This is a genomic window from Hoylesella timonensis 4401737 = DSM 22865 = JCM 15640 (genome assembly GCF_000455445.1).
In the GTDB taxonomy this organism is placed as follows: domain Bacteria; phylum Bacteroidota; class Bacteroidia; order Bacteroidales; family Bacteroidaceae; genus Prevotella; species Prevotella timonensis.
On sequence record NZ_HG417096.1, the window covers coordinates 78184 to 100149 of the forward strand.

Genomic DNA, 21966 nt, shown 5'->3' on the forward strand with positions numbered 1-21966 from the left:
CGTATTGAGTTGTCCATAAGAGTTTTACTTCTTGTTTACAAATATACGTAAAAAAGCTGAGTATCTGTGATAGGTGTTAAAGATTTTGATAATAAGGGATGCTATCTAAATACATATAATTTTTATGTTCATAATTCATCTTGCAGCAATAGCTTTCAATACCATTGCTAACAATTAAATAATCGACATGAAGTAAGAAATTATAGGTAGAGATTTGGTCAAAAACTTTCTGTGTAATGGGGATATGAGGCGCTTTATATTCAATAATCATTCTGGGTTTTAATGTAAGATCGAATAAGATACTGTCAACGCGCAAGGTCTTATCGGCTATCTTTAACGAAACTTCATTTGCTAAAAGTGACATTGGATAGTTTTTGTGTTCAATGAGATAATGAATAAAATGCTGCCTAACCCATTCCTCTGGAGTGAGTGCTACATATCTTCTTCGAAGAATATCAAAAATAGTGGGCTTGTCCTTTGTACCCCCTAATTTTATTTGGTATTGGGGTAGGTTTAATCGAAACATTTTAGTAATTTTGCATTCAAATACAAAGTTAATAAAAAAGAAGAAGGTAAAAGAGATTAGTAAGAACTTTGTGAACATTTTTCAGGTGATTACTTGAGACGTTTTCAAAAATAAATTCTGCTGAACTTGTATCTCTTTTTCATTCTTTTATGAATGACATGCCAAAAGCAGGAGTCACATACGAGTCAGTAATGCGAGAATTAAAAGCTCGTCATTTTTCACCTATATATATATTAATGGGTGATGAGTCGTATTATATTGATAAAATTGCGGACTACATTGCTGAGCATGTTCTACAACCAGAACAGAGAGATTTTAATCAAAATATTATATTTGGAGCGGATGTCAACGCTGCACAAATTATAGATCTTTCAAAAGGTTACCCCATGATGGCTGATTATCGTGTAGTCATTGTGAAAGAGGCACAGAATTTAAAAGATACGGAGCTGATTGCTAAATATCTCGAGAATCCTGTTCGTTCTACGATCTTGGTGCTATGTCATAAAAATGGTACTATTGATAGTCGTAAGCGACTTATAAAAAAAGCAGATGCCTTAGGAATTGTTTTTGAAAGTAAAAAGATGCGTGAGAGTGATCTCCCCAACTTTATACTCTCTTATCTAAAGAATAAAAATATTGCTATTGATTTTAAGTCGAGTGTTATGATAGCAGATCATGTGGGCGCTGACTTAAATCGTCTCATATCTGTTTTAGAAAAAGTTCTTATATCTCTTCCTGAAAATGTTCGAGAGATTGATCCTACTTTAATTGAAAAGCAAATAGGAGTGAGCAAAGATTTTAATGCTTTTGAATTGAGAGCTGCTTTGATAAATCGTGATATTTTTAAGGCAAATCAAATTATCAAATATTTTGACAATAATCCAAAGGCAGGATCTATCTATTCCTTTCTTCCATTACTTTTTAATTATTTCCAAAATCTGATGATTGCTTATTATGCTCCCTCTAAAACAGATAATGCCGTGGCTCAATATTTAGAGTTAAGAGGAGGTTGGGCTGCTCGTGATTATATGAGTGGGATGAGAAATTACTCAGGTAAGAAAACCATGCAGATTATTTCTAAGTTTAGAGAGATTGATGCCAAATCAAAAGGTATCAACAACCCAAATACGTCAACGGGAGACCTGATGAAAGAGCTTATTTTCTTCATTTTGCACTGATAAACATACTTTTTTCGTTACTTTTTCTCTATAATCAAACTTTTCTTTTTCGCCATTTTTGCCCTTAAAGCCCGATATAATAAGACTTTAAGTGTTTTTAGTATGCTCAAAATTCGCATATTTAAGAGCAACTTGAGGGATGGTCCAGAATATGAGAGTTATGAGAAAATAAGCACTAATTTTATGCTTACGATTTCTTATTAACGTTTATTATAGTTTCCATTTCTTTATTTTTGTATTCTAAATTATATAAATGTATATTTTGTTTTATCGTTTTGTTGATTTATATTTCTATATTCTAAACAAAAAGTAGTTTGTTGTAATAATTCAAATATGTAAATATATAGATTTAGTTTCCTGTATTCATAATTATACGTACAATACAATCACATGTTTTACTATGATAACAAATAACTTACGTGTATTTTATCAAGCATTTTACAGTGAATAGGTACATAAATTGCAAAAAGACATTAGAATCTTTGTAATAAACACTGAAAAGTAACACGTAAGTGAAATATAATCAGTTATTAGCATTTTTACGTTATACAAAGTTATATGACTAAAAGACCGGTTTATGTTTATGAATTAAGAATTCAAATACCATCAATTCGTTTTGATTTACAAATGCAAATGGTTTATGTTTATATAAACGAATTTGCTGTTTGAAAATAGTTTAGGAAAATGAATTGTATGTCCAATTTAATGTTTACCTTTGTAAAATCAACGAAAATTAGTGAATTAACCTCTAAAAGCAAGCTTATGGACGAAATGAAGGATAGAATTAGGCAATTAATGTTGGCTCATCACATGAATCAACAAAGTTTTGCAGAGGTGTTAGATATATCCCCTGCCTCATTGAGTAGCATTTTTAATGATCGAACTAAACCAACACTTAATCATATTGATGCCATTAAAAGTAAATTTCCTTCTATAAATTTAGATTGGTTGATGTATGGAAAAGGTTCAATGTTTCTGGATGGCGATTCTCATGACGACCTAAAAAGCTCAAATGTCTCTACTCAATTACAACCAACTTTAGACTTTGATGATACTTCTTCTATAGATACCCACCCTTCTACGAGACAAGTTGCATCAGTACCTCCTATAAGTACAAATCCTGCTTCTTCATCTCAACAAATAAATATGAATTTTCTTGACAAAAAAGAACGAAAGATTACTGAAATCAGAATATTTTATGATGACCAAACTTGGGAGACTTTTGTACCTAAAAAGTAAAGTGTGCAATCTTTTTCCTTAATTGTTATGCTTCCTTTTTTAATAGTTTTTACGTTCCAATCTCTTCATTGATGAGGGCATTATTTTAGTTTCTTCGTTTGCCAAACCTCGTAAATTATGTTACCTTTGTATCGATTTAAGAAGTGTAGCACTGAGGGTTTGAAAGGCGTAACGAATGAATACTTCTTTTTGTGTCAATCAGCTTTGAAACTTTGGTGATGCTTGTACACATATTTATATATACAAATAAAGCTTTATTTGATGAAGAAAATTTGTGAAGACTTGCTTGTTCATTCTCTCGAGCAATTAAGTAGCAGACATTGGTTAATGCGCCTACGGTCATCTTCGCAGCTTCCAGAGATGGTGCCAGGGCAGTTTGTACAGGTTAGAGTGGATCGTTCCCCCTCTACCTATTTGCGGCGTCCCATTTCAATCAATATGGTAGATTACGAAAAGAATGAGCTATTGCTGCTAATTGCAGCAGTTGGTGAGGGAACACGACAGTTAGTGCGCTTACAACCTGGTGAACGAGTTAACTGCTTGTACCCATTGGGTAACGGCTTTACCATGCCTTCCAGTCCCAAAGAAAACTGTCTGTTGATTGGTGGCGGTGTTGGTACTGCTCCTCTTCTTTTCTTAGGCAGGCGAATAGCTGAAATGGGAGCGCAGCCAACTTTCCTCTTAGGAGTAAGAACATCCAGCGAACTTCTCGAAAAAGACATGTTTAGAAAGTATGGCGAGTTGTATCTCACGACCGAAGATGGCTCGGAAGGCGAGTCTGGCTTCGTTACAGGACACTCAATTCTTCGTCAGAAACGCTTTGACCGAATTGCGACTTGTGGTCCCAAGCCCATGATGCTCTCTGTTGCTCGTTATGCCAAAAGAGAAAATATAACGTGTGAAGTATCCCTTGAAAATGATATGGCTTGTGGATTAGGTGCCTGTCTATGCTGTGTAGAGAACACGACAGAAGGGCATATTTGTGTATGTAAAGAAGGTCCTGTGTTAAATATAAAGAAGTTGTTATGGCCGCTCTAAATGTAAAAATAAATAATATTGACTTCAAAAATCCTATTCTTACCGCTTCGGGTACATTCGGATATGGATTAGAGTATGCTGATTTGGTGCCTTTAGATCAGCTTGGTGGCATCATTGTGAAAGGTACAACGCTTCATCATCGGGAGGGAAATCCTTACCCACGAATGGCAGAGACACCTTTTGGCATGTTGAATTGTGTGGGGCTTCAGAATAAGGGAGTGGATTATTTTTGTCGTGAAATCTATCCAAAGATAAAGGACATTGATACCCACATGTTGGTCAATGTGAGTGGGAACACCCCCGATGATTATGCTGCCTGCGCTGCTCGCATTGATGAGTTGGACAAGATTCCCGCTATCGAACTGAATATTTCCTGTCCCAATGTAAAGGCTGGAGGAATGGCTTTTGGTGTGACATGTGCTGGAGCCGCCAGTGTTGTAAAAGCAGTTCGACAGGCTTATCACAAGACACTCATCGTCAAGTTGTCGCCCAATGTCACCAATGTTGCAGATATTGCTATGGCTTGTGAGGCTGAAGGAGCCGATAGCGTTTCCTTAATCAATACCCTCATGGGTATGGCGGTTGATATTGAGCGTCGCAAACCTATTCTTAGTATTGCGACAGGAGGACTTAGCGGTCCTGCAGTGAAGCCAGTAGCTTTGCGAATGGTATGGCAAGTGGCAAAAGCAGTCAAGATTCCTGTCATTGGACTGGGAGGTATTTCATCGGCAGAAGACGCCATTGCATTTATGATGGCGGGCGCAACAGCGATACAGATAGGCACAGCTAATTTTGTTGATCCCACCATAACCCTTCAGGTCCGTGATGGTATTAACCAATGGCTGGAGCAGCATGGTTGTGCTTCTGTAACCGAAATTATTGGCGCATTGGACGATTGACCCGGCTTAATGTTGCATATCTCGTTCATCTGCTGAATCCGATTAGGCTCTAAAAAAACATTTCTATGAAAATACAATGTATATTAATCAGCATAGCCTTTGCTTCTTTTTTATGCTCATGCGAGAGAGTACAAAGTTTGGAAGGGCTTGTGGTGGATGTTCATAATGTTCCTTTAGATAGTGTTTTAATTTCAGACGATCTGATGAATTTTCGTATGCGTACAGATTCGTTAGGAAGATTTAGGTATATGATAATGCTACCTACAACAAGCCGAGGTATAGACACAAAATTTAGTTTTTCCAAAAAAGGATTTATAGATCATAGTCAGACAATTAAAGTCTATCGTTCTACGAAAGTTATTGTTGTTATGGATAAAGACACACCTGAATAAACTGATGGTACAACAATCATGGGTTGTCATTATTGAGCAGACCCTAATTAGTCATACCATCGTTCATTTGTTTGTATTGCGGATTTTCACAGATTTTACATGTCAAATACGAATATCATATAAGTACATTCTACAACCGCTTATTACAACCCTGCAAAATACGTCTTCAATGCCTCCACATATTTCGTCATGGCATTACGCCCCGTGTCTGTCATTTTGCAGATAGTTCGGGGTTTTACGCCCGAGCCATCTGTAGTTTTTGATATATAGCCTGCTGTGACCAGTTTATCCAACTGTACACTAAGGTTGCCTGCCGTCGATTCAGTTTTTTCTTTGATATAGTTGAAGTCTGCTTTCTCTACATTCAGCAGAATCGACATTACGGCAAGACGCAACTGGCTATGGAGTAATGGATCCAACTCTTTCATTATTGTTGCTTTTTTGCTTTGAAGTTAAGGATATGTCCGGGGATGACAAGGGTAATGACAAAGGAAAAGACCATCAGTCCCATCTGCATAATACTTATAACTTGGTCACCAGAAACAAAGTTGCGAAGCCATCCAGTGCCAATCACTACACCAAGAAGTCCGCATATCTGTATCGACTTCTCTTTGAGTATTACGCCAGAGGTGTATGTGCCTATACCTGGCAACAACATACCCAACAAAAACATTCCGTTCCAACTCCTTACTTCTCCGAAATGTAAAAGGCAGTCAATGGCGTAGACTGCAAACATTGCACTTATAATAGCCCACACTTTATTTATAGTGTTGCTTGCATAAGTGCTTGCCACATGACTCTTGCGCTTTGCCATGTAGGTCTTTATACTTGAGACTGCGAATCCTGCTATCGGTATGGCCAAGTAAAGCCAACCACATTTTGGGTCGTTGGTTGCGCGCAGCATGACAATTACTGCCAACGATATTGCAGCACTAAGGTAGCCCCATATAAGGAAACTGTCACCATTGCCTACAGATAAATCCTTCTTTGTCTGGTTTATCATTCGAGTGATAAGCTCAAGGCTCTCCTGCTCCGAAATCTTCTTCTCTTCCATTTTCGTTACGTTATTGCGACACACTTATTGCATATATCAAGCGTGATGTGTCTGGTTAAACATTTAGTTTATTTTATAAACCATCTTTGGAAAAAGAGAAGCAAGGAGGTCGACTCTCACTTGCTTTAGCTAGCATTATTCTCTTCGAACACTGATGATTACAGTTGCAAATTTAGATAAGTTTATTTTATAAACCAAATGATTTGCAATAAAATATTCGACATTTAACTTTTGTTTACAACCGGCTGTGCTTTTGCTATTTGCTCGACAATGCTTAGTGCCATAGCCGTTTCTCCTGGCAGATAGAACATGGCTTTGCGTCTTTGCAGCTCTTCATAGAGCTGCAAGGCTTTCTTTTCGTCTTTATTATGCAATCAATACTCCGTTAATTCTAATATAATATCGTACATGGCGATACAAAGAAAAATAAATTCCACTCAGAAGGAATGTTACGGAACCCATTGCGAGCAGGTCTACAAAACGAATTTCAACCTCAGCTGGGCTTAGTGCATCAATTAGGTTCAGTACAACCTGTCACTTTCCCAGCTTTATCTCAAATTTTAATGAACTATTGTCCGCATGTATCATTTTTTTTGTAAGTTTGCAATATCGAAAGTATTAAATCGGAGGTTATGAATAAAGTAAAGATTTTATTGTTCTCGCTTGTTACAACGCTTCTTGTAGCCTGTGGAACTACACGTACAGTACCTATCACAGGGCGTCATCAAAGTTTGATGGTGTCTGATGAGCAGGTGCTTAGTTTAAGTAATCAGGAATATCGTAAGTTTATTGCGTCAGCAAAACTCTCTTCAAATGCCAACCAGACAGCGATGGTGAAGCGTGTAGGTCATAAGTTAGCGAATGCGGTAGAAACCTTTTTCCGTACAAATGGCTTGTCCAATGAATTGAGCCATTATAGTTGGGAGTTCAATTTAGTGGCTGACAAGCAAATCAATGCCTTTTGTATGCCTGGCGGAAAGATTGTAGTATATGAAGGCTTGTTGCCCTATACTCAAAACGAGGCGGCTCTTGCCGTGGTGCTTGGTCACGAGATAGCACATGCTGTTGCGCGCCACAGTGCAGAGCAAATGAGTGCGCAAATTCGTAACAACGTGGGCGTCCAGGTGTTAGGTGGTGCTTTAGGAGCAATGGGAGTGGGTTCCACCACCACGCAATTGGCTCAAATAGTGGCACAACAGGGCTTACAATTCAGAAGCTTGAAATATTCTCGTGCGCATGAGACGGAAGCCGACAAGATGGGAATTATCTTTGCAGCCATGGCGGGTTATGATCCTCGTGAAGCCATTCCATTTTGGAAACGCATGTCTTCAGGGCAGCAAGCACATAGTGACATGTTCAGTTCGCACCCCTCTGACAGTAAGCGTATTGCAGCTTTAGAGCGTGAGATGCCTACAGCGTTAACTTATTATCATGGTCATGGCAAGACTGCTGCACCCGTCTTGAAAAAAAGTACAAAACAAAGATTTAAGTCACAGTCTAACTCGAACGTGAAGTCTGTTTCTGTTTCCGACTTGTATAAGAATGCTCAATAATACGCATCAATATTTCATGGATTCGCAGGGAGTCGAGTCTTGAATCATCGTCCTATGCGCAACCGTTATATTCAACTATGGTAGACCTCATCATCTGCCATAGTTTTTTAGTTTTATGAACCTTTCACACAGTTCTATTTATCTGCCTACAGTCAACTCAAAAGGTGCACTTTTTGTCATGTTATTTCAAAATTTAAGATTTCTCTTTTAGAAAAGATACAGCCAACGAATAGCACTTCCTCTGCAGTTTTAGCGATTTTTTGTAAGAACGATACCGTAAAAAATGGAAAAATCTCTTGCACTGTCCAATCAAAATAATTATCTTTGTCAAAAGAGCAATCATTTCCTCATGTTGGAAGTTTTTACTTACTCAAGGTATGACTTATCTCTTCAATTTTTATAGTACTTCAAATCCTTAAACCAATGTTTGAATATTTATCGCAACATTTATGGCTGGTCTGGATTATCATTACCATGCTGTGCTTGATTATCGAACTGGGATCGGGCGATTTCTTTGTCACTTGTTTTGCTTTGGGGGCTCTTGTCGCCATGATTGGCGCACTGGTTGACTTGCCGATATGGCTTCAGGTCATTATTTTTGCTGTCGGTTCTGTTCTCAGCATCGTTTTCATTCGTCCTCCATTGTTACATGCTTTACATGCTTCGGGTGAGACTCGAGTCAGCAATGCCGAGGCACTCATTGGCAGGAAGGGGACAGTTGTCGAGACTATCCATGCCAATGGCAGCGGATATGTCCAAATAGACGGTGATGTGTGGAAAGCCGTCAGCAGTGATTTGTCACAAATTGAATCAGGAGAGCGTGTTCGTGTCATCAAGATGGATAGCATCATTGTTACAGTGGAACCTTGTCTATAAAAATCATAGAATATTAATCAAAGCAATAAATTATGATAGCAACTTATGTATTAGTAGCAATTGTAGTCTTGGCGTTAATCTTTGTCAAGCAAGCAATTATCATCATTCCACAGTCTGAAACCAAAATAGTGGAACGTCTCGGAAAGTATTATGCCACCCTTAGTCCAGGCATTAATGTCATCATTCCCTTTATCGATCGTGCCAAAACGATAGTCACCATGACTCGAGGACGATATATTTACAGTACCAGTATCGACCTTCGTGAGCAGGTATATGATTTTGACAAGCAGAATGTGATTACCAAAGACAACATCCAAATGCAAATCAATGCATTGCTGTATTTCCAAATTGTTGATCCATTCAAAGCGGTTTACGAAATCAACAACCTGCCTAACGCCATAGAAAAGCTGACGCAAACAACCTTGCGTAACATTATTGGTGAACTTGAATTGGACCAAACGCTTACCTCGCGCGACACGATTAACACCAAACTTCGTGCCGTTCTCGATGATGCCACTAATAAATGGGGTATCAAGGTGAACCGCGTCGAATTGCAAGACATCACACCTCCTGAGAGTGTGTTGCAGGCGATGGAGAAACAGATGCAGGCAGAGCGTAACAAACGAGCTACCATTTTGACCAGCGAGGGCGAGAAGCAAGCTGCCATTTTGCAATCCGAAGGCGAGAAAACCAGCACTATTAACCGTGCCGAGGCTACCAAGCAGCAGGCGATTCTTTATGCCGAAGGTGAGGCAACAGCGCGCATTCGCAAGGCTGAGGCTGAGGCGATTGCCATTCAGAAGATTACCGAGGCAGTGGGGCAGAGTACCAATCCTGCTAATTACCTCTTGGCACAGAAGTACATCGCCATGATGCAAGAGTTGGCGTCTGGTAACCAATCCAAGACAGTCTACTTGCCTTACGAGGCTACCAACTTGCTCGGAAGCATTGGAGGTATTAAGGATTTGTTCAAGACAGAATAGAAATTCAATATTGTTCCCGATAAACCAAAGTGGAATGAAGCGAAAATAAGCAAACCCAGTAGCTTCTTCCATACTGCGAATATCGTGTCTTTGTAACCTTGAGAATAAAATAATTTGGCAGAGTGATACAGATGATAGGCTCATCGTTCGTCACTCTGCCACATCTTTTTAATAGAGATTCGTCCGCATAGCGAATATAGGTGGGAAAGCTTGAAACAGATGATGTTGCGCATTACTCTTGGCAATAGTGCCGACACATCATCTATAATGTTGCTTTCTGCAATACGCACGTCTCGGGAGGGTGGTTCGCTTTGCTCCAACATCTAAACAGCCAAGAGTATATCCACAGGGAGGTAAAGAAATCTTTGGTTTTACCCCAATTATTTTAAGTGGTGAAAGACAAACAGGGAAAGACTTGCCATTGCTCATCAAGAAATATAGATTCTTTGATTTTGATGAGGTTGTATTTGATGCTGCCAAGGGGTGATGTTATGACGTAGCCATGGGAATTTGTGAAAAAATAGGGAGTACAAAGCATTGAAACTTACAGCTGTGGCAAGGAAAATGTGATTTAGCAATGGCGGTATTGCTCATATTTTCAAAGGCAAATTTCAAGTTTTTTTGTGTTATCCGTTGCAAGTGAGCAAATTAAAGTCTAACTTTGTAGAAAAATATTGTAATGAATATCTGTATCGTAGCAGGGGCACGCCCCAATTTCATCAAAGTGGCACCTATTATAAGGGCTATCAACAAAGCAGCTAATGAGGGTAGGGATATTACTTACCAACTGGTTTATGCGGGCAGGGAGGACGACCCTACACTGGAAAACTCACTCTTCGACGACTTGCAAATGCCACGTCCTGATACTTTTTTAGGTGTAGATTGTGACAATCTCAACGAGCTTACAGGGTGCGTCATGGCAGGTTTTGAGCATTATTTGCAAAGTCATCCCACCGATGTTGTTATTGTTGTGGACGACTTAGCCTCGACATTAGCAGCTGCTATCGTCACCAAAAAGCAAGGTATTACATTGGCCCACTTGGTGGCAGGCACCCGAAGTTTTGACATCAACATGCCAAAGGAAATCAATAGGTTGGTCATTGACGGGCTTAGTGATTTGCTCTTTACCGCTGGAATGAAAAGCAACAGTACCGCCACTCGTGAAGGAGCAGAGCAATCGAAGATTTATTTAGTGGGTAATATCCTCATGGATACCCTTCGTTACAACCGCAATCGTTTACAACGCCCTACAATCCTTAGTCAGTTAAATATTGAGGATGGGTCGTATCTCGTCTTCACGTTGAATAGAAAGGCATTGCTGTCCAATGAAGAATTGCTACGCTCATTACTCCGTGTGATAGGCGATAGAAGTGGTGGCAGAAAGATTATAGCTCCCTTACGTGGTCGAGCAGCGCAGGTTGTTAAGCGACTTATTGGTAACGATTACCCAGCCTTTCAATTGATAGAACCCCTTACATACTTACAATTTGGCTATCTCACAGCCCATGCTTGCGGCATTATTACCGACAGTGGTAATGTGGCAGAAGAGGCAACGTTTCATGGTGTGCCCTGCATCACGCTCAATCGGTACACCGAGCATATTGAGACGGTGAAGGAAGGCTCTAATGTCTTGGTGGGCGAGGATACCACTCTCTTGGCACAAGCCATGGATCAGATGGTGGCAGGAGAATGGAAAAAGAGCTCCATACCTGATAGATGGGATGGGCGGAGTGCCGAACGTATTGTACAAATCTTATTAGAACACAAATAAATCTTACAACTTACCAGCCCTACTCTGTTCGCAATTCACTTCGCTCAACAGGGGAGGGCTTTTCAAAATCTATTTCTATGATTGCATTTATTACAGGAGCTACCAGCGGTATCGGTCAGGCTTGTGCCTTCGCATTTGCTAAGAGTGGTTATCATCTCATTCTAACAGGTCGCAAACAAGAGCGTTTAGAAGCGCTAAAACAAGAGTTAGCTGCCTTCCCTATCGAAGTTTTGTGCCTTTGTTTTGATGTTCGTCATCGCGAGGAAGCTACCAAAGCCGTAGAGTCGCTTGACGAAAAGTGGCGTAACATTGATGTCTTGATCAATAATGCTGGATTGGCGTTAGGATTGGAACCCGAATATGAAGGAAGTTTCGACGATTGGGACACGATGATAGACACCAATATCAAGGGATTACTCACGATGACCAGATTGATTGTACCGGGTATGGTGGCTCGCAATCGTGGACATGTTATCAACATAGGTTCAGTGGCTGGAGATGTTGCTTACGCCAACGGCAATGTGTATTGTGCCACCAAAGCCGCTGTCAAGGCTTTAAGTGATGGACTGAGAGTAGATCTTGTGGATACTGCAGTGAGGGTGACAACCGTCAAACCGGGATTGGTGCAAACCAATTTCAGCGTTACTCGCTTTCATGGTGACCAAGACCGAGCACATCATGTGTATGAGGGCATCCAGCCACTCACTGGTGAGGACATTGCTGATGTGGTGCTTTATGCCGCTCAAGCTCCCCAACATGTGCAGATAGCCGAAGTGTTGGTGCTGGCTACTCACCAAGCTAATGGATTCACTATCAGTCGTAATCTCGACCGAAAAGAATCCTTATCCTAACCATAGGGGTGGTTGTGTCCCTATCGCAACCGTGTCTGTGTTACCAAGGCATGATGCTGGGGTGACAAAGTAGGAGCAGGGGCGTGTCTTTCTCATCGTCCGCTGCTCACCAAAATTTGTGAATATCGTATGCTACAGCGTAGAGACAATTATACCTTCCTGACGCAAGGACCCATTCGGCGTGTCATTCTTACCATGGCAGTACCTACCATTGCCAGCATGCTGGTGACAAGTTTGTACAACGTTGCCGATACCTATTTTGTTGGAAAGATTAACACACAGGCGGTTGCAGCTGTGGGCATTGTGTTCTCTGTGATGTTCGTTATTCAGGCATTCAGTTTCTTTTTTGGCAATGGGTCTGGCAATTACATGGCTCGCGAGTTGGGAGCGCAACGACGGCATCATGCCCAAATCATGGCGTCTACTGCCTTTGTCTACGCCATTGCTTCGGGCTTGGTCATCATGGTGATAGGCTTGCTATTCTTAGAGCCTTTGTCGGTGTGGCTGGGTAGTACCCCTACTATCCTTCCTTATACCAAACGATACTTAGGCATCATCTTGTTAGGCGCCCCTTTGATGACAGGTTCGTTGTGTCTCAACAATCAAATGCGCTTTCAAGGCAACGCATCGTTTGCCATGTGGGGCATCGTTTCGGGGGCTATTATCAATGTAGGACTGAACCCCATCTTTATTTTTCTGTTTGATTGGGGCATCACGGGGGCAGCTTTGGCTACGGTGTTGGGACAGTTGACCAGTTTCTTGGTATTACTGTACATGACCCGTTATGGCGGTAGTATGCGCATCCGTTTTCATTACTTCTCGTTTTCTTGGGTCTATGTCAAGGAAATTTTGGCTGGTGGTACACCTTCTCTGTCGCGTCAAGGGCTCACCAGTGTTGCCAGTATCTTGTTAAACGTGGCTGCTGCCCAATATGGCGATGCAGCCGTTGCTGCCATGTCTATTGCCAATCGATTTACAATGATTGTCATGGCATCGGTCATTGGGTTAGGACATGGGTTTCAACCGTTTTGTGGATTCAACTATGGAGCACACCTATATAGTCGTGTTCGACGTGGTTTTTGGTTTAGTGTGCAGGTTGGAACCTGTTTCTTGTTGGCTTGTAGCGTGTTAGGGTGGGTGTTTTCCGATGGTATTGTGGAGCTGTTTAGGAACGATATTGAAGTGATCAATATTGGGACGAAAGCCTTACGCTGGCAATTGGTGTCATTGCCTGCCATGGCGTTTTTCCTTATGTCCAATATGTTGATGCAAACCATCCGTAAGACGTTCCGTGCAAATCTGCTGGCTGCCTCGCGCAGTGGTCTTTTCTTCATTCCTTTGGTAGTAATATTACCTCAATTTTTAGGATTGCAGGGCGTGCTGATGAGTCAGGCTTGCAGCGATATTTGCTCGCTTCTCATTACCTTGCCATTGCTGTATGCTACGTTTAGGGAGTTGACGCAGGCGCAGAAGAGCGATGCCACCCACCGGACATCTTGATAAGGTTGCAAGTGCATGGAATGATATTTGTGGTAAAAGAATAAGCCCTCACGTGAGCAAAATAGTCTGTTTTTCATTGTAAAACAGTCTATTTTGGAGTACAATACAGTCTGTTTTGCCCACCAACGGCATGCAAATTCGTGGCTTTTAACAATGCTTTTCCCTTGAAATTGCATGGGAGTTAAATACATGTCGGTTTGTTGTTATCTTAGTGTATTGAAATGCAGAGATTTTCGTTGTTAGTTCATATTTGACGTATTTGTGACGAGAGACTCAAAAGTTTGAGAATATGGATAGCGTTAAGCGGTGTGTTATCAAGAAAAATCGCCATCATCCAAAAGCTCAATTTTTATTTCTTCCATGGGGCTGGTTCATGAGTAGGCATGCTTCTTAAGCCGTAGGTTGGTTAGAACGAACCAAAAATACAAACGCCATGCATGGCATTTACAAACTAATTCACTAAATTTGCAGGAGATACTTCATGCTGTTTGAAGGAAAGAGAGAAATGAGATGAAAAATCAGCAAAAGTCATTTAATTCCGATAGGAAACGAACATCTGTCGGTGGAAGTGTGTTGTACATCAAGAACATGGTGTGCGACCGCTGCATCATGGCTGTACGGCAGTTGCTACAAAGGATGGGTATCGCACTTCAATCTGTAGAGTTAGGGGTGGTAAGATTGGCTGAAGAACTCAGCAAAGAACAGTTGGAAATGCTTCAAAAAGATTTGCTGCAACTGGGGTTTGAGCTACTTGACGACAAAAGGCAGCAAACCATCGACCGCATCAAGACCCTCATTGTCGATCTGGTTCATTATCATGACAACCGCTCCGAGCTCAACCTCTCCGACTATCTGGCACAACAGTTGCACAGTGAATATAGCAGTTTGAGCAAACTCTTTAGTGAGTTTACGGGTATCACCATTGAGCGTTATTTCATTCTGCAGCGCATTGAACGTGTCAAGGAGCTTATTTTTTACGACCAGTTGTCGCTCACCGAAATCGCTTATAAACTCAATTACTCGAGTGTCGCTTATCTGTCGAGTCAATTCAAGCAAATCACGGGCATGACACCCTCGCAATTCAAGGCGTTGAAGAAAAACATGCGTAGAGGATTGGACACTATCTGATATCTTTTTTTTATAATTTTCTCCCAAAATTCCATAACACGCTTTGCGGATAAAGGATGTATCTTTGCAGTGTTCAATCAAAACATAGAACAATGGAAAAGAAAACATTTACAATCAACGGAATGGCTTGCGAGCATTGCAAGGCTATGGTAGAAAAGCGTTTATCGTGTTTAATAGGAGTTGAGTCAGCAAAGGTTGATTTGGCACACCACACTGCCGAGGTGGCTTATGATGAGGAGTTAATAAGCCCAAAGGAGATGAAGAAGGCAGTAGACGAGGCAGGCTACGACTTCCAAGTGTGAACATTCTTTAGGCTGGTTCTATAAATTACCACCGTATTATTGTGAGAAAATTTTACGAAATACGTTTTGTTACCTTTTGGATTCTTTTTGGCTCAAAATATAAGTTCGCTCAGTCGTGTAGCTCGCTACACTCCTTTACTCACTTACATTTTGATCTCAAAAATAAGACCAAAATCTAACAAAGCTAATTTATAGAACCAGCCTTCAGCTTTTTAGCTTGCCAACTTGTCAACTTTTTAACTCAGTAACTCATCAACTTTTTAACACAACATGATGAAGAAAACAATTCCAGTAGTGGGAATGGCATGTGCGGCTTGTTCTGCCCATGTAGAGCGAACGCTCAATTCCTTGCAAGGGGTACACTCGGCAGCGGTTAGTTTGCCTGGTAGAAGTGCCTTGGTAGACTATGATGAACAGGTGATTTCACCCGAAGAGATGAAACGTGCCATCAATAACATAGGTTATGACCTCGTGATAGACGAAGAACAATCTGTGGAAGCAATAGAGCAGAATGAATATAGCCTGTTGAGGCGAAAGGTCATTCTCTCTTGGGTTTTTGCCGTGTTGTGCATGGCTGTATCGATGAGGTGGATTGATTTAGGGGCAAAAAATATCGTTAATCAGGTAGCGTTGCTTTTGGCTCTCGCCAATTTCATATGTTGTGGACGAGCATTTTTCACCAACGCATGGCGACAGTTGGTACATCGTTCTGCCAATATGGATACGTTGGTGGCACTTTCTACGGGCATTGCATTCTTGTTTAGTGTGATCAATACTTTTGTCGGCGAGCAGGTTTGGGGCAGTCGAGGCATCGAATGCCACACCTATTTTGATGCTTCGGTGATGATTATCACCTTTGTCTTGACAGGAAGATTGTTGGAGGAAAAGGCTCGAAACAGTGCTGCAAGCAGTATACGGCAGCTGATGGGACTCTCTCCAAAGACGGCACATTTGGTTCAGGGAGACAGCATACAAGAGGTTCCACTTGCCACCATTAAAATAGGTGATACGGTAGAAGTGCGTGCAGGTGAGAAGATACCAGTAGATGGCATTGTAACATCGGCAACAAGTTTCATGAACAGCAATGGCGTTTATGTGGATGAAAGTATGATAACAGGCGAACCAACGCCAGTATTGAAACGTGAAGGCGGAGACGTCTTGGCAGGAACAGTGGTCTCGCAAGGCAAGTTTCAGTTCAAAGCTCGTCAGGTGGGTGAGCATACAGCATTGGCACAAATCATACAAATGGTGCAACAGGCTCAGGCAAGCAAAGCTCCCGTGCAGCGTATTGTAGACAAGGTGGCACTGGTGTTTGTTCCTGTAGTGTTGTTGTTGGCTTTGCTTACGTTTGTTTTGTGGTGGGTTGTAGGTGGCAACGCATTGTTGCCGCATGCGATACTGTCTGCCATTTCGGTATTGGTCATTGCTTGTCCCTGTGCTATGGGATTGGCAACACCTACCGCACTAATGGTGGGAATGGGCAAGGCAGCACAGATGAATGTGCTCATCAAGGATGCTACAGCCTTAGAAGCCTTGCGATGTGTAGATGCCATGGTTGTGGATAAGACAGGTACACTCACTATTCCCAACCAGCAAATAGACTTTACTGAGGCAGATGATTTATCTTTCGAGGCACGAGAGACCTTGAAACCGCATGCTCGTGAAGCCATGGAAATATTGCAAAAGCAAGAGAACATAGCGGTGTATATGATGAGTGGTGACCGTCACGATACTGTAAAATATTGGGCAGAGCGTGCAGGCATATCGCATTTTTATAGTAAAGTGCTACCCCAAGATAAAGAGAATTTGGTGCGCCAGTTGCAGAATGAGGGCAAAAAGGTAGCCATGGTGGGCGATGGCATCAATGACACGCAAGCTTTGGCATTGGCAGATGTGAGTATCGCAATGGGCAAAGGAACCGATGTGGCAATGGATGTAGCACAAGTGACCTTGATGGGTGATGATCTTAGGCGCATACCGCAAGCCATACGCTTGAGCAAACAAACGGTACAGATGATATGGCAAAACTTGTTTTGGGCATTTGTTTATAACTTGAGTTGCATTCCGTTGGCGGCAGGAGTATTGTACATTTTTGGCATTAACTTTCAGATTACCCCCATGTGGGCAAGTGTTTTAATGGCATTTTCAAGTGTAAGTGTGGTGCTGAATAGTTTGCGATTAAAGTACAAGAAGTAGAAGTTTTTTAAGCTTTTGCAAATTATTTTGGCACTGGATAATTATATTGGTCAAAGTAAGTGTGACGATTGTTGGGCATCCACCCACGTTCTACCGACAATTGTATGCTGAACGAAGGATTGAAATGATATTTCACAGCCGCTCCTAAGCGGTCGCCCATTGACGTCATATCGTAGAGAGGGCGAAACATGGGCATGGTTTGATACAGTGATTTCTGACCATAGAGATAGGCTTCCCACCGTTCGTTGAAGCGATAACCCAATACGGCAGAGAGTCCTGCATCATGATATGACTGGTGACTCCACCTGAGACGATTGAGATAGCCACCCACTGCCAGTGATAAATTCTTGTTCAACGGCATGGCATACATTGCCGATACACTTTGTGTAAAGCCTGCTCCGCTCGGTGCATTCTTGCCAATAAACCCGAAAACAGAAGCCCCTAAATTCACGTTTAGCCCTTGATGCAAGTCCCAACCATACCAGCCTGTACCGTAATAGGGATACCAATAGTTGGACATCACCTGCCCTTGTAGGTTGAGAGTTGGCAAATGAAGTGAGTCGCTGTCTGTGGTTGACAATGCTGGCAGATAGCCATTCACCAGCGGTTGGGCTGATGCGCCAGCAGTATGTGGCTGGACAAGGGTTACAGTGTCGGTCTTTTCGGTTTTCGACGGTAACTGTTTCTTGTTTTCTTGCGCACCTATAGGCATGCAAAATAGCACTATCAAGGGGAGAATATACCACTTCTTCATGGTGAGCAAAGATAGATGATTGTGCCTATACAACAAAACTTTTAAGGGTAATTTTATTTTAATTATCAATTATTTTTTTGCTCCTTTGCTGTTTTGTACTATTTTTGTCAGCATAAAAAAGAAGAGATGACAATGAAAAAAACAACCATTTTTTTGGCTTTCTTGTTATTAGGAGCCACTTCGAATATGTCTGCACAGCAGCCAAATAAAAAGAAAAAGACTTTTGAAGAGAAGGTCTCCAAGTTCGTGAAACAAACCCAAAAAGAGTTGGAACAAGCAGGTCATGAACTCGGTGATGCTATCGGGTTCGATGATCGTCTGTACAGTAAGTCAGATTTGCTACGGGTGAATGGTTCTTACTATATGCCCTTGTACAGCACCGATATGTATAAAGGTGATTCTGCATTGGCGTTTCGCACGCAGTGTACCAAACTGTTTCGACAAAAATATCCCAAGGCAAACATCCTGTCCGTTGCTATTCCACAGAAAGATTGGACTTTAGAAAAGATAGAAAAGGACGATGAAATAGTGGGCTATCGAAAGACTTTGCATTGTTTCATTATTGCTCGTGATGGCGATGAAGGATATATCAATGCCAAGTTTACTTATGGTCAATCTAAAAAGGTGGGACATGACTTTGTACGCTCGGTTGCTGAATGGCCAAAATGGGAACGTACAGATGTCCTAACAACATCCGTCTATCAGCAACTATTAAAGTTATAAAGGTATCAATATCTTTCGCTCACTACTCGGAAGTCAATCAAAAAGCACAGAAGAATATTGTCAAGAAGACGCCAACTAAGGTTACGAAGTGTTGATATTTGATAGTACGAATGCACTAAAAGCATCTTTTTGTCTGTTGTTTTCTTATTTTTCGAGCAAAATGTTTGTGAGTTGCAAAATAATATTATACATTTGCAAGCAATTAAAAAGAGAAAAAATATGTTGAACTACGTGTGCGCATCTTTTTATTACTTCTATCTTTACTTTACAAATACTTGTGAAGCGGAATTTTGTGTGCCATAGTCAATTCAAAAAAATAATCCCATGAAAGCCCCGCTTCACTATATGTGAAAGCGGGGCTTTCGCTTGTAATGCCTCATCAAACAAATAAGGATATGAAGAGAAAGCAAAACAATTCTTCCTGTCACCATAAGGTTGAAAAGGCAAAGATGAAGAAGTTTGAACGATAAGTTCGTGGTCTAACTATAAAATCAACAACAAAATGAACATTCAACCTGCACAACGTGTGAACCAAATACAAGAATATTATTTCAGTAAGAAACTGAAAGAAGTAGCACAGCTACAAGCCTCGGGAAACGATATTATCTCACTTGCCATAGGTAGTCCTGATATGCCGCCTTCACATCAAACGGTTCAAAAGCTCTGCGAAGTAGCCAACGACGTTTCTACACATGGCTATCAACCCACCTGTGGTACGCCAGAATTGCGCCAAGCCATGGCACGTTTTTACGAAAAGTGGTATGGCGTGAGGCTCAATCCACAAACCGAAATACAGCCACTCATTGGTAGTAAGGAGGGTATCTTGCACGTCACGCTGGCTTTTTGCAATCCGGGTGATGTCGTATTAGTTCCCAATCCGGGTTATCCTACTTATACTTCGCTGAGTAAATTGTTGGGAGTGCAGGTACTCAATTACGACTTACGTGAGGAGAATGCATGGCAGCCCGACTTTGCAGAGTTAGAACAAATGGATTTGACAAAGGTTCGACTGATGTGGACCAATTATCCTCACATGCCTACGGGTGGCAATGCGCAATTGGAGACGTATGAGAAATTAGTGGCATTTGCGCAAAAACATAATATTGTGATTGTCAACGATAATCCTTATTCGTTCATACTCAACGACCGTCCCTTGTCAATCATGCAGGTAGAGGGAGCCAAAGATTGCTGCATAGAGTTCAACTCTATGTCGAAAAGCTTTAATATGCCAGGGTGGAGAGTGGGCTTGTGCGCATCGAATGCAACGTATATTTCGTGGATTCTCAAGATAAAAAGCAACATGGACAGTGGCACCTTTCGCGGTATTCAGTTGGCTGCAGCTGAGGCATACAATACCAATGACGAAATGTGGCATTATATAAATAATGTGAAGGTGTACAAAGAGCGTCGCAAGATAGCTGAGAAGATCATGCAAGTCTTGGGCTGTAGCTACGATCATGCACAAGTGGGGATGTTTTTATGGGGGCGTATTCCTGCCAAATATAAGGATGCCGAGCAACTCACCGAACGCGTGTTGCACACGTCGAACGTTTTTATCACCCCAGGATTTATATTTGGTAGCAACGGGAAACGCTATATCCGAATATCACTTTGTGCTAAAGAAACAAAGATGAACGAAGCCTTGATGCGCCTTCAGGCAATGGCATGGTAGACGGTTATGATGTAACAAAGTATTCAAAATCAATGGGAGAATTTGAACAAAACGAGCAATTAGAAATATTTATATGGATAAAATATTTACCTTTGCCATTGTGTCAAAGGTGATAGAAAATAGAAAAATGAAATGGAATTAGACTTATTACCACTCAATTTACAAAGCGATGTAAAGCGTCCTTTTGTCATTGCGGGACCTTGTAGTGCCGAAACAGAGCAACAGGTCATGGAGACAGCATGGCAATTGAAAAGGAAAGGATGCCATAATTTTAGGGCTGGTGTGTGGAAACCTCGCACCAAACCTGGTTGTTTCGAAGGGAAAGGAGAGGAAGCCTTGTCATGGTTGAGGCGTGTAAGGCAAGAGACAGGCATGTTAGTGTCTACCGAGGTGGCTACACCACAGCATGTAGAGTTGTGCTTGAAATATGAATTAGATTTTCTGTGGGTAGGAGCTCGCACGACAACTAACCCCTTTGCCATGCAGGCTTTGGCTGATGCACTGCAAGGAGTAGATATCCCCGTGTTTGTAAAAAACCCTGTTAATCCAGATTTGGAGTTATGGATGGGAGCCATGGAACGTCTCAATAGGGCAGGTATTCAACGCATAGCAGCCATACATCGTGGCTTTTCAAGTTATGAAAAATCTATGTATCGCAATCTCCCTATGTGGCAAATTCCCATTGAGTTGCATCGCCGCATCCCGCAGCTTCCAATCATTTGCGACCCCAGTCATATGGGTGGAAAGCGTGAACTGATAGCTCCACTTTGTCAACAAGCCATGGATTTGGGATTCGAAGGGCTGATTGTTGAGTCACATTGCAACCCTAATGCTGCTTGGAGCGATGCAAAACAGCAGGTTCTTCCAGCGGAGTTAGATGCCATTTTGTCTAAGCTGGTGGTGCGAGATGAATATACAACAACCGATGATTTGCAAAATTTGCGAGCAGAAATAGACCAGTTAGACGACCAACTGATGAATTTGTTAAGTAAACGACTTCGCATTTGTCGTGAAATAGGGCAGTATAAGAAGGAACACAATTTAACCGTTTTGCAATCAAATAGATACAGTGAAATCTTAGACAAGCGTGGAAAGCAAGGTGTGCAATATGGACTATCGGCAGAGAGTGTGGCAAATATCTTTGAAGAGATACACCAAGAGAGCGTGAGGCAACAACTGAAAATCATTAATTCATAATATAGTTGACAAGTTGACGAGTTTATGAGTTTACAAGTTGACGAGGATACAAGTAAATAAACTTATTGCTTATAAGACTATCAACTGGTGAACTTGTAAACTCGTCAACTTGTCAACTATATTATGAATGATGA

22 protein-coding genes are annotated in these 21966 nt (G+C 41.4%); 17 read left to right on the forward strand and 5 right to left on the reverse strand.

The features are described 5' to 3' along the window. Window positions 1–76: 76 nt before the first annotated feature. Window positions 77–526 (reverse strand): type I restriction enzyme HsdR N-terminal domain-containing protein, encoded by a 450-nt coding sequence (locus BN35_RS07900; RefSeq protein WP_025071620.1) that lies wholly within the window; start codon window positions 524–526, stop codon window positions 77–79. Window positions 527–675: 149 nt separating this feature from the next. Here BN35_RS07900 and holA point away from each other — a divergent pair, with 149 nt between their 5' ends. The 5 genes from holA (at window position 676) to BN35_RS07925 (ending at window position 5272) form a co-directional block, all read left to right on the forward strand. Then, complete coding sequence (gene holA / locus BN35_RS07905) at window positions 676–1704, forward strand: DNA polymerase III subunit delta (protein ID WP_025071621.1); 1029 nt, start codon at window positions 676–678, stop codon at window positions 1702–1704. Between the two features lie 771 nt (window positions 1705–2475). Next, entirely contained in the window at window positions 2476–2943 is a 468-nt protein-coding gene (locus BN35_RS07910) for a helix-turn-helix domain-containing protein (RefSeq protein ID WP_025071622.1), read from the forward strand. A gap of 261 nt (window positions 2944–3204) precedes the next feature. Continuing rightward, the gene (locus BN35_RS07915) at window positions 3205–3981 is read left to right on the forward strand and encodes a dihydroorotate dehydrogenase electron transfer subunit (RefSeq protein ID WP_028900783.1); all 777 of its coding nucleotides are present in this window, start codon (window positions 3205–3207) and stop codon (window positions 3979–3981) included. Beyond that, on the forward strand, window positions 3969–4880 hold the full coding sequence (locus tag BN35_RS07920) for a dihydroorotate dehydrogenase (protein WP_025071623.1): 912 nt from the start codon (window positions 3969–3971) through the stop codon (window positions 4878–4880). Before BN35_RS07915 ends, BN35_RS07920 begins: the two co-directional genes overlap by 13 nt. A 65-nt stretch (window positions 4881–4945) precedes the next feature. Beyond that, entirely contained in the window at window positions 4946–5272 is a 327-nt protein-coding gene (locus BN35_RS07925) for a hypothetical protein (protein WP_025071624.1), read from the forward strand. 143 nt (window positions 5273–5415) lie between these two features. On the opposite strand, the gene BN35_RS07930 is transcribed toward BN35_RS07925, so the two are convergent. The 3 genes from BN35_RS07930 to BN35_RS13725 form a co-directional block, all read right to left on the reverse strand. Beyond that, a complete protein-coding gene (locus tag BN35_RS07930; protein ID WP_025071625.1) occupies window positions 5416–5703 on the reverse strand; it encodes a winged helix-turn-helix domain-containing protein in 288 nt (95 codons plus the stop codon). Beyond that, window positions 5700–6326 carry a hypothetical protein gene (locus BN35_RS07935; protein ID WP_025071626.1) on the reverse strand — a complete coding sequence of 209 codons (627 nt, stop codon included), beginning with the start codon at window positions 6324–6326 and terminating at the stop codon, window positions 5700–5702. The genes BN35_RS07930 and BN35_RS07935 overlap by 4 nt, the downstream gene beginning before the upstream one ends. Window positions 6327–6550: 224 nt before the next feature. Continuing rightward, on the reverse strand, window positions 6551–6700 hold the full coding sequence (locus BN35_RS13725) for a hypothetical protein (RefSeq protein ID WP_154653943.1): 150 nt from the start codon (window positions 6698–6700) through the stop codon (window positions 6551–6553). Between the two features lie 258 nt (window positions 6701–6958). On the opposite strand from BN35_RS13725, the gene BN35_RS07940 reads away from it, so the two are divergent. The 9 genes from BN35_RS07940 to BN35_RS07985 all read left to right on the forward strand — a co-directional run bounded on the left by BN35_RS07940 (window position 6959) and on the right by BN35_RS07985 (window position 17486). After that, a complete protein-coding gene (locus BN35_RS07940) occupies window positions 6959–7879 on the forward strand; it encodes a M48 family metallopeptidase (RefSeq protein ID WP_028900782.1) in 921 nt (306 codons plus the stop codon). Window positions 7880–8302: 423 nt separating this feature from the next. Further along, a complete protein-coding gene (locus tag BN35_RS07945) occupies window positions 8303–8755 on the forward strand; it encodes an NfeD family protein (RefSeq protein WP_025071627.1) in 453 nt (150 codons plus the stop codon). Between the two features lie 32 nt (window positions 8756–8787). Then, on the forward strand, window positions 8788–9738 hold the full coding sequence (locus BN35_RS07950) for an SPFH domain-containing protein (RefSeq protein ID WP_025071628.1): 951 nt from the start codon (window positions 8788–8790) through the stop codon (window positions 9736–9738). A 679-nt stretch (window positions 9739–10417) separates the two neighbouring features. After that, window positions 10418–11509 carry a non-hydrolyzing UDP-N-acetylglucosamine 2-epimerase gene (gene wecB / locus BN35_RS07960; protein WP_025071630.1) on the forward strand — a complete coding sequence of 364 codons (1092 nt, stop codon included), beginning with the start codon at window positions 10418–10420 and terminating at the stop codon, window positions 11507–11509. 77 nt (window positions 11510–11586) lie between these two features. After that, window positions 11587–12360: an SDR family oxidoreductase gene (locus BN35_RS07965; protein WP_028900780.1), complete on the forward strand. Its 774-nt coding sequence runs from the start codon at window positions 11587–11589 to the stop codon at window positions 12358–12360. 129 nt (window positions 12361–12489) lie between these two features. Continuing rightward, a complete protein-coding gene (locus BN35_RS07970; protein ID WP_028900779.1) occupies window positions 12490–13860 on the forward strand; it encodes an MATE family efflux transporter in 1371 nt (456 codons plus the stop codon). Window positions 13861–14370: 510 nt separating this feature from the next. Further along, entirely contained in the window at window positions 14371–14988 is a 618-nt protein-coding gene (locus BN35_RS07975; RefSeq protein WP_025071631.1) for a helix-turn-helix domain-containing protein, read from the forward strand. Window positions 14989–15080: 92 nt separating this feature from the next. Next, a complete protein-coding gene (locus BN35_RS07980; protein WP_025071632.1) occupies window positions 15081–15290 on the forward strand; it encodes a heavy-metal-associated domain-containing protein in 210 nt (69 codons plus the stop codon). A gap of 273 nt (window positions 15291–15563) precedes the next feature. Further along, window positions 15564–17486, forward strand: a complete 1923-nt coding sequence (locus tag BN35_RS07985; protein ID WP_028900777.1) for a heavy metal translocating P-type ATPase — start codon at window positions 15564–15566, stop codon at window positions 17484–17486. A 22-nt stretch (window positions 17487–17508) separates the two neighbouring features. Here BN35_RS07985 and BN35_RS07990 read toward each other — a convergent pair whose 3' ends face one another. After that, window positions 17509–18240: a hypothetical protein gene (locus BN35_RS07990; protein WP_025071633.1), complete on the reverse strand. Its 732-nt coding sequence runs from the start codon at window positions 18238–18240 to the stop codon at window positions 17509–17511. A gap of 132 nt (window positions 18241–18372) precedes the next feature. On the opposite strand from BN35_RS07990, the gene BN35_RS07995 reads away from it, so the two are divergent. The 3 genes from BN35_RS07995 to BN35_RS08005 all read left to right on the forward strand — a co-directional run bounded on the left by BN35_RS07995 (window position 18373) and on the right by BN35_RS08005 (window position 21832). Beyond that, on the forward strand, window positions 18373–18963 hold the full coding sequence (locus BN35_RS07995; protein ID WP_025071634.1) for a hypothetical protein: 591 nt from the start codon (window positions 18373–18375) through the stop codon (window positions 18961–18963). A gap of 502 nt (window positions 18964–19465) precedes the next feature. Further along, on the forward strand, window positions 19466–20635 hold the full coding sequence (locus tag BN35_RS08000; RefSeq protein WP_025071635.1) for a pyridoxal phosphate-dependent aminotransferase: 1170 nt from the start codon (window positions 19466–19468) through the stop codon (window positions 20633–20635). A 132-nt stretch (window positions 20636–20767) separates the two neighbouring features. After that, window positions 20768–21832 carry a bifunctional 3-deoxy-7-phosphoheptulonate synthase/chorismate mutase type II gene (locus BN35_RS08005; protein WP_028900774.1) on the forward strand — a complete coding sequence of 355 codons (1065 nt, stop codon included), beginning with the start codon at window positions 20768–20770 and terminating at the stop codon, window positions 21830–21832. The last annotated feature ends 134 nt before the right edge of the window (window positions 21833–21966 follow it).